We start from the raw sequence: 13601 nt of genomic DNA on the forward strand, positions 1-13601 counted from the left end.
GTGGGGGGGACGATCTTAGATTGGCTGGCGTCGGTCGCCGCCCTCATGTCGGTGCCGGGTGGGGTGGGGGTGGCTGTATGGTTTTTTTCGACTGACTTGGCGGCTTGTGACTGGGCGGTGGTTTTTGGTGAGGCGCTGGTGATTTTTGGCTGTTTGCTGGGTGTGTTTGCGGGGGCTTCTATCTTTGGTTTGACGGCAGGCGCCTGTACGACGGTGGGCGCGGCGCTGAGTACAGACGCTGGTGGTTTGAGCGGTTGCGGCTCTTCGACACTGGCCGCAAAATTTTGCCCGTTTTTGGAAGTCGCTGCTTCCTTGAGTGGGACATTGTTGCGGGCATAAGTCAGGCCGACCTGTTTCTCGTTCGAGTAGTCCACTGTGGCTTTCATGAATTTCAGCCCACTGTCTATCTTTGCAAACGTCCCCTCGACCTTATTTGCCTCGATCACGACATGTTTCCTCGTGTCGATGTACTCGCCGGGTGCGGCTGAAATTTTCAGGGTTGCATTGCCCAGCGTTGCGGTGCCACGGACCTTTATGGTGGCGCTGTCTCCTTCTGAGTTCACGCCGTAGATCAGTTTGGCGCTTTTCGACAGCTCCAGATTCTTTGTAATCGAAGGGGCTCCCCTCTTCGGATCGACCTCCAATTGACCCGCCACGCTTAGCGATTCGACTGTTCCAGAGCCGCTGAACATGGCTTTTTCCCCAACGAAGATAGGTCCGGCCACGGTGCCCTGGTTATCAAACTTGCCGAGAACATGTACTTCACTGCCGATATGACCTGTGTTGATCAATTTGGCCTTCGCCTCAATCAGGCTTCTCCCGCCAAAACTCTCGCTGTTGGACCATTCGCTTCGCTTGATCTGTAGGTCCTGGATGTTTTTTATCACGCCCAGTTTGTCCCCCTTGGCCGTATCCAGTTGCAAGACGTTGGCGCCGCCGCCGCCGTCGACGAGCTCCATGAGCTTGCCTCGCCCGCTCACAACCACCAGATCGTCATGATCGCCTCTCAACAGAGGTACACCGTCGGGACTGTCTTGGGGCTTGGTGATGTCGTAGCGCTCCGTGCCTGTGGCAGTCATGAACGCATCGAGGCGGGCTTGCATCTGGGCGGTAGTTTCGAAGGCTTTGATTTCCCCGGCAGCGGGCTGAGCCATCGAAACCTCGACACAGCCGAGTGCCAAGGCTATTGCCAGGGCGAGATGTTGGGGCAGATATAAGTGTTGGGTAGGCATCGAATGCGATCTCTTATGAAGGAGGTCGCACTTTAAAAATTTAACCTTGGGCGGCGATGTCAGCCACTCGCTCGCCGTTGGGACGATTCGGTGGATGCAATTTGTAGGATGCTTATGCTGCGATCAGCGTGTTGTCTCGGTGGCTTTCATGGTTCGAAGCTTTGCCCTACGCCTCGCTAGCACCTTTCTATTTTGACTGGCGCTTGATGGGGTAATCACTGCCGCCGTTACCGCAGGAATCGATATACATCCCCCAAAAAATGCCTCGGAACGAAAGATCAAAACAGCTCAGCGATTATGCAAATAAGCCTTCCCATAATGCCGCTCCATCCGCGCCTGAATCAGCTCCAGCGCAATCGACATCAACCAATAGATGATCGCCGCCGTGGTCAGCATCTCGATATAGCGATAGCTGGAACGACCGTAAGACTGCGCCAAAAACATCACCTCCCAGACCCCCATCACCGAGATCAGGGAAGAATCCTTGAGCATGGAAATGAATTGGTTGGTGGTCGGCGGGATGATGGTGCGCATGGCCTGGGGCAAGGTGACGCGCCAGAAGATCACGGTTTCGCTCAGGCCCAGGGCAAGGGAGGCTTCGCGTTGGCCGTTGGGGACGCCGAGGATGCCGGCGCGGAAGATTTCGCTCAGGTAGGCGCCATAGTTCAGCGACAGCGCGATGATACCGGCGGCGATGGCGCCGGGGACAACGCCCAGTTGCGGCAGGCCCAGGTAGATCAGCAGGATTTGTATCAATAACGGCGTACCGCGAAAGAACGACGCGTAGAAACTGGCGATGCCGAACGCCACCGCGCTGCTGGACAGCCGCGCCAGGGCGGTGATGAAGCCCAGCAAGGACGAAGCGACGATCGAACACAGGCACAGGAACAACGTCAGCACCGCACCCTGCAAAAAGCCATTGGGCGCCAGGTGCACGCCCAGCAGGTTCGGCAGTTTGTCGAGGATGATGGAGAACTTCAGGTCGAAGCTCAGGAAGAAACTGGCGAACAGCACCAGCATCGCCGCCCAGGTCAGGTACAGCCGGGTACGAAAACCGAAGATTTTTTGCAGGCGTGATTCAGCCACCGAAGGCGGTGGCTGAGGGGGTGGAAAAGAAGTCATTGGGTGATGTCGGCGCCGATCCATTTCTGCGAGAGTTTGCTCAAGGTGCCGTCCTGTTTCAACTGGGCAAAGACTTCACGCACCTTGCTGTCCCACTGCGCATCACCCTTCTCGATGGCCACCGAGTTCGGCTCGGAGTAGAGCGCCGCGCCGGCCAGCTTGAAGCGCTTGTCTTCGGTCAGGCGCGGCTGCGCGGTCACCAGGTTGGTCAGCACCGCGTCCAGGCGCACCCCGGCGCCCAGGCCCAGGTCTTGGAACGCCACGTTGTCGGTGTCGTACGGGGCGATCTGCACGTCGTCGAACGGATAGCTCAGTTGGGTATCTTCGGCGCCTTCGATCACCAGGTTCTTGTTCAGGTAGCTCTCGTAGCTGGAGGCGCTGGTCAGGCCGACTTTCTTGCCGCTCAAGTCCTTGGCGCCATGAATGCTGTCGTCCTTGGCGTTGACCACGATCACCGCTGGCGAGGCGTAGTACTGCACCGGGAAATCGAACACTTCGGCGCGGGCCTTGCTCGGCGTCATGGAGCAGATGCAGATGTCATAGCGCCCGCTCCAATGACCGGCCGCGATCACGTCCCAGGACGGCGTTTCCAGGCGCAGTTTGACGCCGAGTTTCTGTGCTACGGCCTTGGCGACGTCCACGTCGAAACCGTCGAGTTGGTTCTGGTCATTGAGGAACGAGAACGGCGGGTAGCTTTCCATCAGCACGCCGACCAGCTCTTTTTTCTGCTCGATACGATCCAGGGTTGCGCCGGCAAACACCTGCGAAGACGCAGCCAGCAGACCCAGGCCCAGGGCCAGCAACGGTTGAAATTTCATGAGTGATCCCAGGCAGAAAAAGAGGTTGTGATTGACGCAAGAGTGCGCATTAAATAGTTATAAGAACAACTCCGGTAGTGAGTATTTTTCATAAGCTTATGAGTGAATCGCATATGGGCGCAGCAACAGTCATTCTTGATGGCGGCATGGGCCGCGAACTGCAACGCCGGGGCGCGCCGTTCCGACAGCCCGAGTGGTCGGCCCTGGCCTTGAGCGAAGCGCCGCAGGCGGTAGAAGCCGTGCATGCGGCCTACATCGCCAGCGGCGCCAACGTGATCACCAGCAACAGCTACGCCGTGGTGCCGTTTCATATCGGTGAAGCGCGCTTTGCGGCCGAAGGTCAGGCGCTCGCCGCATTGGCCGGTGAGTTGGCGAGGCGGGCAGTGCAGGCTTCAGGCAAGCCAGTGCAAGTGGCCGGTTCGCTGCCGCCGCTGTTCGGCTCCTATCGTCCCGATCTGTTCGATGCGTCCCGCGCCAGTGAATTGCTGGCGCCCCTGGTGAACGGCCTGGCGCCCCACGTCGACCTGTGGCTGGCCGAAACTCAAAGCTCAACGATCGAGGCGCGAGCGATTCACGCCGGGCTGCCCAAGGATGGCAAGCCGTTCTGGCTGTCGTTTACCTTGAAAGACGAAGACACCGACGAAGTCCCACGCCTGCGTTCCGGCGAACCGGTGACGGACGCTGCGGCGGTCGCGGCTGAACTGGGGGTCGAAACGCTGTTGTTCAATTGCAGCCAGCCGGAGGTGATCGGCGCGGCGATCGATGCGGCGCGGGCAACCTTCGAGCGGTTGGGGGTGAAGATCCATATCGGCGCCTATGCCAATGCGTTCCCGCCGCAACCGAAGGAGGCGACGGCCAACGACGGGCTCGATCCCCTGCGCGAAGACCTCGACCCTCCGGGCTATTTGCAGTGGGCGGCTGACTGGCAGAAACGCGGAGCTAGCCATCTGGGCGGTTGCTGCGGGATCGGGCCGGAGCACATCGCGGTGTTGGCGCAACAGCTGCGCTGAGTCGTAACCGCCATTGCAAGCAGACACATCTCCACATTACGCAGTGGGGGCGTGTCTGCTCGCGGTCAGTGGCGATCAGTCAACCGCATTCGATGACCGACACTGCACAAGGCCACGCACCTGCCCATCCGCGGTCTGGTTCTCCTCGCTCAACCACCGTTCGAACCCTGCGCCGATCACCGGCCATTCCGAATCAAGCATCGAGTACCACGCCGTGTCGCGGTTCTGTCCCTTGACCACCATGTGCTGGCGGAACACGCCCTCGAAGGTGAAGCCCAATCGTTCGGCGGCATACCTGGAGCGGGCGTTGTCGTTGTTGCACTTCCATTCGAGCCGCCGGTAGCCCAACGCGAAGGCCTCTTTCGCCAGCAGGTAAACCGCTTCGGTGCTCTTGGGGGAGCGCTGCATGGGCGCGCCGAAGGTCACGTGGCCTATCTCGATGCGGCCCTGGCTCGGCACGATGGACATCAGGCTGAGGATGCCCTGTACCTCGCCACTGACGCGGTCGACCACGCTGAAGAAATACGGGTCGGTGTTGGCGGCATGGTTGTCCAGCCAGGCGTCGAAAGCGTTGCGATCCTTGAACGGCCCATAAGGCAAATAATCCCAAAGCTTCGGATCTGCGCCAGGCCCTTCAAGCGCCTGCCAGAGGCCGTTCGCGTGACGAGCCGGATCGAGTTTTTCCAGGCGGATAAAACGCCCTTCGATCAACTGCGTAAACGGCGCCGGAACACCTTTCCAATCGGCGAGTGAAGTCGACATGCTGCGCTCCTTAAAGGGCTTTGCGAAATTGAATGAAGCCCGGGCGTTCGGCAATGCGTTCATAGAGCTGGATCGCCGTGGCGTTGGTTTCGTGGGTCAACCAGTGCACCTTGCAGCAACCGTCAGCCTTGGCAGTAGCGTAGACGAACTCAATGAGCTGACGACCCACACCGGTGCCGCGGCTCTGCTCTGTCACCAGCAGATCTTGCAGGTAGCAGGAGTTTTCGATGCTCCAGTTCGAGCGGTGGTAAATAAAGTGCACCAAGCCCACCGCCTGATCGCCGTGCCAGGCCAGGGCCGCATGGGTCGGTTCATGCTCATCAAGCACGCGTTGCCAGGTGCTTTGGCTGACTGCGTCCGGCAGTTCGGTGTTGTAGAAGCGCAGGTAGGCTTGCCACAACGGCAGCCAGGCGGCGTGATCGCTGGAGGTGACGAGGCGGATTTCGGTCTGGGTCATGTTCATTCCTTTGGCGATAGGTCTGGCATCAGGTGCGCCAGGGCTTGGTCACGCGGGTCGGGGCTGGCGGCGAGCCCGTTGCGTACGCCCGTGGCATCGGCGGGGCTACGGTTCTGGCTGAGCTTGCGTTTGCCTTCCAGGCGCTGGATGGGCAGGACAAAACCGACGATGGCCTTGAGCATGCTGTCGATGTACTCCGCCGGTGCATCATCGATCTTCCAGGGTTGGGCGCGGCCGGTTTCGTGGTGGTCGGTCAGGGCGCCGACCAGGCTGCGCAGTCGATGGGGATCGCTGAACACCTCTGCGGTGCAGTAGGCATGTACTGCCAAGTAGTTCCAGGTCGGTACGACTTTGCCGTGCTCCGCCTTGCCGGGGTAGAAAGCCGGGCTCACGTAAGCGTCGGCCCCGGCGAATATCACCAACGCTTCGGCGCCTGCCTCCAAGTCGCGCCATTGCGGATTGGCTCGGGCCATGTGTCCATGGAGGCTTCCATTGGGCCCCTGCTCTGTGTCCAGCAACAGCGGCAAATGGCTGGCTTGCAAGCCGTGTTCACCGTGGGTGATCAATACGGCCAGGCGGCAATCGCCCATCATCTGGTGCAGTTGGGGCAGGTCTTCCACGGCAAAGTTCTTTGGGTTGTACATGGAGATTTTCCTTGGCGAATACCTGCATCCTAGGCAGGATATTGGTCTGTTGTAAGAGCCACTTTCAGGCAATTCAGTAGAACCATTCAGGAGTACAGTCAATGAACGACGCCGTCCCGCCACTGTCCTTCAACCCTGCCGGAATTGAGCTCGATCGTCGCCAGGGCCTGAGTCGTCAGCTTTATCAGGCGTTGCGTTCGCGGGTGCTGGACGGGCGGCTTGCCAGCGGCACGCGTTTGCCGGCCAGCCGTGACCTGGCAACGGCCTTGTCCATTTCACGCAACAGCGTGGTACGTGCCTACGATCAGCTCTACGCCGAGGGTTTCATTGAAGGACGGGTCGGTGACGGTACGTACGTGGCGAAGTTGTCTTCATCGGCGCTTGCGCTCCAGAACTTATCCACAAAAATGTCCACAGGGTTTTCAACAAGCTTACCCACAGCTTTATCCACAGACTGGCTTGATTTGCCTGTGGGTCCATCCAGTAGAGTTATCCACAGCGGTGCGTTGGCCCGCGTCGAAAAACACCATCTGCCCCAGCCGCCGGCTGGACCACCCAGGGCGTTTCGGGTCGGCGTCCCGGCGTTTGATCTGTTCCCGTTTGACGTGTGGGCCAAGCTGAACGCGGCTTTCTGGCGCAAGCCCGACTTGGAGCAGCTGTGTTATGGCGATGCCCAAGGTGATGCGCGCTTGCGCAATTTGATTGCCGCTTATTTGCGCAGCTCCCGAGGCCTGCATTGCACAGCTGAACAAATTGTGATCACCAGCGGCGCCCAGCAGGGCATCAGCCTTTGTGCACAGCTGCTGGTGGACCCTGGCGACATCGTGGCCGTGGAAAATCCAGGCTATCGCGCCGCCGGGCATGCGTTTTCCGTCGCAGGGGGCGATGTGAAAGGAGTGCCGGTGGACAGTGACGGTCTCGATTGCACGAAACTCGATACGTTGAGCAATTGTCGGCTGGCTTACGTCACACCGTCCCATCAGTATCCGACCGGAGTCGTCATGAGCCTCGCTCGCCGTCTGGAACTGCTAGCCTGGGCCGAGCGCAATAATGGTTGGATCGTCGAGGACGACTATGACGGCGAATACCGTTACAGCGGTGCGCCGCTGGCGCCGTTGGCCGCATTGGATCGCCAGGGACGAGTCTTGTACATCGGGACGTTCGGCAAAGTCGCCTTTCCGGCCCTGCGTCTGGGCTATCTGGTATTGCCGCCTGGGCTGGTCGACGCCTTCGCCCGACGCCGTGCGGTGGATATGCGCCATTCCGAAGTCAGCACCCAGGCGGTGATGGCCGAATTCATGGCCGCCGGGCATTTTCAACGGCATATCAGGCGCATGCGGAGGGCCGCACTGGCTAGGCGGGATGCCCTGCTGGCGGGCTGGCCGAAGAATGTCGCGGGCGTTGGCGCGCTGCAAGCTGTCGTGGCGGGGCTGCATGTCTCGGTACCGGTGGACACAGTTGAACGTGAACGTGAGTTGGTAGCAAAAGCGGCCGCCGTTGGTATCGAGATCAATGCGCTGAGCGGCTACTGGTTACCCGACACGGAGCAGGCTCACTTACGTGCCGGGCTGGTGCTGGGATTCGCGGCCACGCCGCCAGCGGCGATTGGCGCCGCCTTGGCGAGCCTGGAAAAAGCCTGGAAGCCTTGAGGCCGGGCGCCAGGGCGGCAATTGCCCTGGCGCCCGGTCTCGATCAGGACTGACTTGAGAAAAACACTTGTTTGGCCTGATCCACTGCGATTTCGCTGCGGTATTGGTTGATCAGCTGACGTTGACTGAGGCCCCTCGCAGCGTGCGCGACGGGCTCGAGATTGATTTGCTTCGGTGTCATCAAGCGCGCCGAAAGATAGGCATGGGCAGGCACCCAGTCTGTCGAATAGTGGAAATCTGCGTACCAGAGCGTCTTACGATCCGTCAGGTCCTTGATTTCATACCTGTCGAGATAGCCGTGTAGCGGGCCTTTTTTTCGCTGCCGGCTTATTTGTTTTTTTATCGAGATCAGGTTTCGGTCTTTCAACCAGATAACGTCGGTCATGGTTGGTGGGCTTCGTTTGATCACACTCAAGACTGTATTGAAGCTCTGCCCATACAAAGCCTCCGATGCTTTTATCAGCTCAAGGCGCAAGGATTCGGCAGCGTTTCGCTCTTCTATCGAAATTCCGACTGTTTCGTTCGAGGTGCGCGTCAGCGCTTTGTTGATCGATATTCCTATTTTTTTCAGCCGGTTTGCATGTGCGTCCAGGATCATGCCAATGCCGGCGGGCGTTGCGTTCCGTTTCGTTATGCGTTCTTGGATCTGCGTGTTGAAGACCGCCAGTCCATCGATCAGAACCTTGCCTTTTGTAACACTGGTGGCTAATGGTGGAACGATCTCTGACGCCTGATCCAGCGGATCGCCGGCATTGATGTGCGGCACCCACTCGCCAGTTTCCTTGCGATGGAATGTCGCGATGATTTTACCGGTGAATGGGTTCTTCACATCCAGCCAATCGGTTTCCTCCATCATTTTCGACAAACGTGGTTCGCCGCTGACCAGACCCCAAAAACGTGCCCTGATGAATTTTTTCCTTGCCGCTGGGCGCTCCTCGTAAGGGCTGGCTGCGAGTCGTCGATTACTTCGCTCATCGAGGGCCCGCGCCAGTTTATGCACTGCTCTTTTTTTCATGGCGCTGATTTGTTTGCCCAATCTGACAAGTGCAGCCGGTCGGAGGCTGTCTTTGTATTCGTTGGTGATGTATTCGACGTGGTGTTCGATCGCCCCGAATTGTTCCGTCAGGCTGCCGTATATATCAATTTGCTCATCCAGTCGGATCACGCTTCGTTCAGCCATCGCATCGCGCAGGCTTTGAAAAGAAACGACCACGTTGTTGATCAATTGGTTAACTTCCGTCCAGCCTTCGGGCATCGTGTTCACGCTGTCCAATGTCAAACAGAGATGGCGGTACATATCCAGTTGGATAAGTCGCAGATCGTCACCGGCGTAGACCGGCATCTTCCTGCGGTGCTCTCGAATGAGTTCGTAGCCTTCGCGCCCTAGCTGTTTTAGCTTGGAAAAACGGGTTTCCATATAGGCCAGGCGCTCGATCATGTTCTCACTGGCATCGACCATGCGATGGGCCGTATCAATATGGTGTTCCTCCACTGCCTCGACCCCTGAGGTACTCATGTCCAAGGCTTTGCGAAGGATTGGGGTTATTCGCTCCGCCAGCATGTCCATTTCCTCGAAAGTGAACGTTATTTGCGCGCCCAAATAGCTCATGCGCCGGCGTGGCGCATCCGGCCTTGCCTGGTAGACAGGCCAGTTGAGCAGGATTTCGAGTGCTTCTTCATAGCGCTCCCGTTGTGTTTTCAACGTAGCGACATAAGCGTCGCGCCTCGTCTCCTTGAGGGGACCCGATGCTTCATTGAGTGCTTTGGCCTCCATGGTCAGCAGTAGTTGATTCTCGGTTTTTTCCTCTTCGAATAGATTCAGCGCGGCAAGCTGTTGGATGCAGAATTGCCTGGCGTCTGCGATGACCTTTTGCCTGGCACCCTTTGCGCCGATGCTGCGTAAACGCAGACGTGTGTCGATTGTCCATCGACCTTGTACGTCCCTGGTCAAGGGTGGGCCCATGCGTGTGCTGACTTTTGCGTCAACGATCAGCACCTGCTCGCCTTCTATTTTCACTTTGAACCACTGGCCTGCCACGTTTGCGTACCAGTTCCCAATTGCCTCATAGAGGCCCTTGAAGGCCCCTTCGGTCTTCGCGGACCCCAGCGCTTGAGGTTTGACGATGCTGAAGGTTTCAAGGCGCTTCGCACTTTCTGCCGATTGGCCTAGCAAGGCACCACTGGAATGGATGACGTCGTAATGTTCGACGGGCAGGTCGGTATTCGTTAAAGGCTCCAGCTTTTTAATGGTGGGTTGGGGTATTTTCAATTCCTCCAGTTCAAGCACCAGATCCGGTGCTTCTGTCAGGCGACTGCTTTTGTTTTTCCTGACCTGCTCGATAGCGTGAGCGCCGATAGCCATGGCCAGGTTCATCAACAGGTCGACGAACGCTTGCCACTTGGCCTGGCTACCGGATGTTTCGTCGCCAGTGGCTAACGTCTCTATGTCATCCAGGATCTGCCAGAGCCAGACAGCGGTTCCAGCGGCAGTTCCCAAGTAGGGCAAGACGAGATTGAAAATGAGCCAGCCAGCTTGCTTGAAAGTCTCCCAGCGACCTTCGCTATTGGAAACAGATTGGCGATCGGCAAGCTCGACCAAGGCGTCGGCGTTGGCTTTGAACAGCACCTTCAGGAAATCTGCCCCCTCGGTTTTGTTACTCAAACTGACGGGCGCGCTGTCGAGCAGTGAGTTATAGGGCGTCGTCAGGAAATCCACGATTACCCAGGGAGAGGGTAATGGGCCAGGAAAAACGTACCGGCTATATTGGTTGCGCACGCTGTCGGGCAGCCAAGCCAGCACCGATTGGCGTAAGGCTGGCGTCTGTTTGATTGCATAAAGCAGGTTGTTCTCGGAGGGGTATTGGCACAGCTGGGGTTCCAGCAGAGGGCGATACAGCAAACAGGGGCCGGTGTCCGGGTCTTTGGGGCCGATCACAAACATATTGGCAACGACGTCCTGCGTTGCGCCCGTCAGTTGGTTGGACACGAATGCGAGTTTACGCAACACCACGGGTTGGCCGTCGACCTTGCGATCGGTTTCCTCGGGTTCCATCAACGCGCAAATGTAGCGGTAGCCTTTTTCGTCGATGTTGCCCACTCCAACAATCTTGTTCTCCAACGCCAGCATCGGTAACTGAATGCGCAGCTGAGACGTGTACAAGCTTTCGCGGCGGGCGGACTCGACCGGATCCGCTAGCAGTTTCTGCTTGATCAGCTCGGGATAAACGCGCCCGATATCGACCTGTGCGATGAGTTTCTCGACATACGAAACCGTCATCCAGTGAGGCAGGTTTTTTTCATCGATTGACCGGACGGTCTTGTCGCCAATAGGCAGTGCGATCAAGTTTTGCAGGGCGAGCTCAACGAGACTGAACCGGCTGGTTTCGATTTTCCACGGCACAGCGAATGTTCCCCAGAGGACGGGGCTGCGTATTACGATCTCGATTTTTTCCAGATCAAGTGTCGATGCGTCGGCATGTTCCGCTTGCATCTGCGCTTTCAAGGCGGTTAACGCGCAGTGCTTGATAGAGGGAATATCGTCCGCGTATGTCTTGCCTGCATGAGCGATGCTCAACGTTGCCAGACTTTTCATGTGTTGGGCGAACATCGCTTGATCGGACATGGACGCGGCCTTTAACCAGCCAGGCGCATGACTTTGAAACCAAACCTCGCCAGGATTCTTATCGGAGGGCTGGCCGTTGGCGTCAGGTTGTTCGCCCTCGTCGGACGGGGAGTTTTCCAGGAAGTCAGTGGAGCTGATTATCTTGATCTGCATATTGATCAGCCCACAGGCTTTCTGATCGAAGATGTTGCCGGAGGGCTCATACAGTTGCCACTGCAGGTTTCGGCGCGCCGTGTTGGTGACAAGGGTGGGAATTGCCTGCCCCAACGCGTCCCGTGAATCGAACCGCTCATAGCCGTTACGCATTGAATAGGCAAGGATGACCTCTTTGCTGTCAATTTGGCCGATCAGTACCACTGTTGAGTTTTCGTTCAGGCGTTGCACGACGTCGCCATCCACTTCGTCAACATCGATCAGATAGGCATGGCTGTCGGAGAGGCCTTTTTCTTTGCGGCTTTGCAGGTCGGGATAGAGAAACAGTTGCCTGGCCATACCGCACTCAGCCGCGCTCCAGCCGTCAATCTGCGTAACGTCCCAGAGTTTCTGCAGCGTTTGGGAGAGCTCCCGCCAGCGCGGACCGGCGCTGCCTGATGAGGCGTTCCAATACTTCAGTTGCTGTTCCTGGAAAGCCGGCAGCATGACGGGTATCAATTCGTTGATCAGGTTACCGATCTGGTCGATGCGCACCGGCAGATGTAATTCCGGTGCAGTGATGGGGAGTCGGGTCAGGAAGTGCTGGCCTTCGATCAGTACGACCGGTTCTACCTCCTCCATCTGCGATGCCAGCATATTGGTCAGTGACTCATAGCGCGTGGGCAGCTCCACGATTATTCCGTCCACCAGGGCCCAGCCCGGCTGGGCGACCACGGTGGCGTACGGATTCAGGTCGAGGGCTGGATACAGTTTCTTGAGGGCGTCTTGCAGGAGGAGGGTGGCAACTTCCGAGTAGGAGGGGCCAGCCAGAAGCTGGTTTTGCACCGCATCCCTGAGGTTGGCACCGGGTATGGGCTCTATGTTGTGCGCTTGCGTCATGTTGAGCTTCCTGTCTCTGGAGAATGGAAAACCCCAAGCGGAGTGCTTGGGGTTTTTCATGCTAGGGAGATCAAAGACAGGAAAGGTGGTAACTATATATAGCTGGCCAAGAAACTGGCTAAACCCGTAAACGCTAACGGCTGACTTTTACTGACCCGATTTGATCCGGGTCCAGGCGCGTGTGCGTGCGCGTTCAGCGTCCCTCGGCAAGGGCTGCAAGGTATAAAGCGTAGCCATGGCAGCCTCGGTCGGGTACAGGTTGGGGTTGCCGCGGATCGCCGGATCGACCATTTCGGTGGCGTCCTTGTTCGGGTTTGGATAGCCGACGAAATCACTGACTGGCGCGATCACCTGCGGTTGGAGCAAGTAGTTGATGAATGCGTAGGCGTCGTCCGGGTTCTTCGCTCCCTTGGGAATCGCGAGCATGTCGAACCAGATCGGCGCGCCTTCCTTGGGCAGGCGCATGTCCACGGTCACGCCATTCTTGGCTTCCTTGGCGCGGTTGGCTGCTTGGGAAAAACTGCCGGAATAACCGACGGCCACGCAGATGTCACCGTTGGCGATGTCGGCCATGTATTTGGACGAGTGGAAGTACGTAATGTAAGGCCGGATTTTCAGCAGCAGCGCTTCAGCCTTGGCGTAGTCCGCCGGCTTTTTGCTGTTGGGGTCCAGGCCCAGGTGCTGCAAGGCCAGGGGCAGGATTTCCGAAGGCGAATCAAGCAATGCCACGCCGCACTGCTTGAGCTTGCTGATGTTTTCTTCCTTGAAGATCAGGTCCCAACTGTCCACCGGCGCCTTGTCGCCCAGGGCAGCCTTGACCTTGTCCGGGTTGAAGCCGATCAGGATGGTGCCGTACATATAGGGCACGGCGAATTTGTTGCCGGGGTCGTTGGCTTCGAGCAGCTTCATCAGCTTGGGATCGAGGTGGTTCCAGTTCGGCAGCTTGCTGCGATCCAAGGGCTGGAACACCCCGGCTTCGATCTGCTTGGCCAGGAACACATTGGACGGCACCACCACGTCGTAGCCGGCGTTGCCCGTCAACAGCTTGGCCTCCAGCGCCTCGTTGGTGTCGAAGATGTCGTAGATCAACTTGACCTGGCTGTTCTGCGCCTTGAAATCTCCAACGCCTTGGGCGTGATGTAGTCGAACCAGTTGTAGACGCGCAACGTGCGCTCCTCGGCCTGGGCGGCGCCACACAGCAGCGCGGCGCACAGGGCCGGGGCCATCAAACGCTTGAGTCTGTTCATGCTGTT

Annotated in this window: 8 protein-coding genes and 2 pseudogenes; 2 read left to right on the forward strand and 8 right to left on the reverse strand. The window is 58.1% G+C overall.

Annotated elements, in window-relative coordinates:
- The 3 genes and pseudogenes from FHK92_RS12155 to FHK92_RS12165 form a co-directional block, all read right to left on the reverse strand.
- A pseudogene (locus tag FHK92_RS12155) lies at positions 1 to 1232 on the reverse strand (autotransporter outer membrane beta-barrel domain-containing protein); the annotation flags it as partial.
- A gap of 288 nt (positions 1233 to 1520) precedes the next feature.
- Positions 1521 to 2354, reverse strand: a complete 834-nt coding sequence (locus tag FHK92_RS12160; RefSeq protein WP_181288286.1) for an amino acid ABC transporter permease — start codon at positions 2352 to 2354, stop codon at positions 1521 to 1523.
- Complete coding sequence (locus FHK92_RS12165; RefSeq protein WP_181288287.1) at positions 2351 to 3172, reverse strand: ABC transporter substrate-binding protein; 822 nt, start codon at positions 3170 to 3172, stop codon at positions 2351 to 2353. The genes FHK92_RS12160 and FHK92_RS12165 overlap by 4 nt, the downstream gene beginning before the upstream one ends.
- 113 nt (positions 3173 to 3285) lie before the next feature.
- Here FHK92_RS12165 and FHK92_RS12170 point away from each other — a divergent pair, with 113 nt between their 5' ends.
- Complete coding sequence (locus FHK92_RS12170; RefSeq protein WP_181288288.1) at positions 3286 to 4182, forward strand: homocysteine S-methyltransferase family protein; 897 nt, start codon at positions 3286 to 3288, stop codon at positions 4180 to 4182.
- A 75-nt stretch (positions 4183 to 4257) separates the two neighbouring features.
- Here FHK92_RS12170 and FHK92_RS12175 read toward each other — a convergent pair whose 3' ends face one another.
- Genes FHK92_RS12175 through FHK92_RS12185 form a run of 3 tightly spaced genes read right to left on the reverse strand, consistent with a single transcriptional unit; the run spans position 4258 to position 6045 of the window.
- Positions 4258 to 4944 carry a GNAT family N-acetyltransferase gene (locus FHK92_RS12175; RefSeq protein ID WP_181288289.1) on the reverse strand — a complete coding sequence of 229 codons (687 nt, stop codon included), beginning with the start codon at positions 4942 to 4944 and terminating at the stop codon, positions 4258 to 4260.
- A gap of 10 nt (positions 4945 to 4954) precedes the next feature.
- Positions 4955 to 5401: a GNAT family N-acetyltransferase gene (locus FHK92_RS12180; protein ID WP_181288290.1), complete on the reverse strand. Its 447-nt coding sequence runs from the start codon at positions 5399 to 5401 to the stop codon at positions 4955 to 4957.
- A gap of 2 nt (positions 5402 to 5403) precedes the next feature.
- Positions 5404 to 6045, reverse strand: coding sequence for an FMN-binding negative transcriptional regulator (locus FHK92_RS12185; RefSeq protein ID WP_181288291.1), 642 nt, complete (start codon positions 6043 to 6045; stop codon positions 5404 to 5406).
- Positions 6046 to 6146: 101 nt separating this feature from the next.
- Here FHK92_RS12185 and pdxR point away from each other — a divergent pair, with 101 nt between their 5' ends.
- Positions 6147 to 7694 (forward strand): MocR-like pyridoxine biosynthesis transcription factor PdxR, encoded by a 1548-nt coding sequence (pdxR, locus tag FHK92_RS12190; protein ID WP_181288292.1) that lies wholly within the window; start codon positions 6147 to 6149, stop codon positions 7692 to 7694.
- 43 nt (positions 7695 to 7737) lie between these two features.
- On the opposite strand, the gene FHK92_RS12195 is transcribed toward pdxR, so the two are convergent.
- Both FHK92_RS12195 and FHK92_RS12200 read right to left on the reverse strand, forming a co-directional pair.
- Positions 7738 to 12348 carry a dermonecrotic toxin domain-containing protein gene (locus FHK92_RS12195; RefSeq protein WP_181288293.1) on the reverse strand — a complete coding sequence of 1537 codons (4611 nt, stop codon included), beginning with the start codon at positions 12346 to 12348 and terminating at the stop codon, positions 7738 to 7740.
- Between the two features lie 147 nt (positions 12349 to 12495).
- Positions 12496 to 13595, reverse strand: a pseudogene (locus tag FHK92_RS12200) (polyamine ABC transporter substrate-binding protein).
- Between the last annotated feature and the right edge of the window lie 6 nt (positions 13596 to 13601).

Origin of the sequence: Pseudomonas brassicacearum subsp. neoaurantiaca, assembly GCF_013608025.1 — a bacterium.
Taxonomy (GTDB): domain Bacteria; phylum Pseudomonadota; class Gammaproteobacteria; order Pseudomonadales; family Pseudomonadaceae; genus Aquipseudomonas.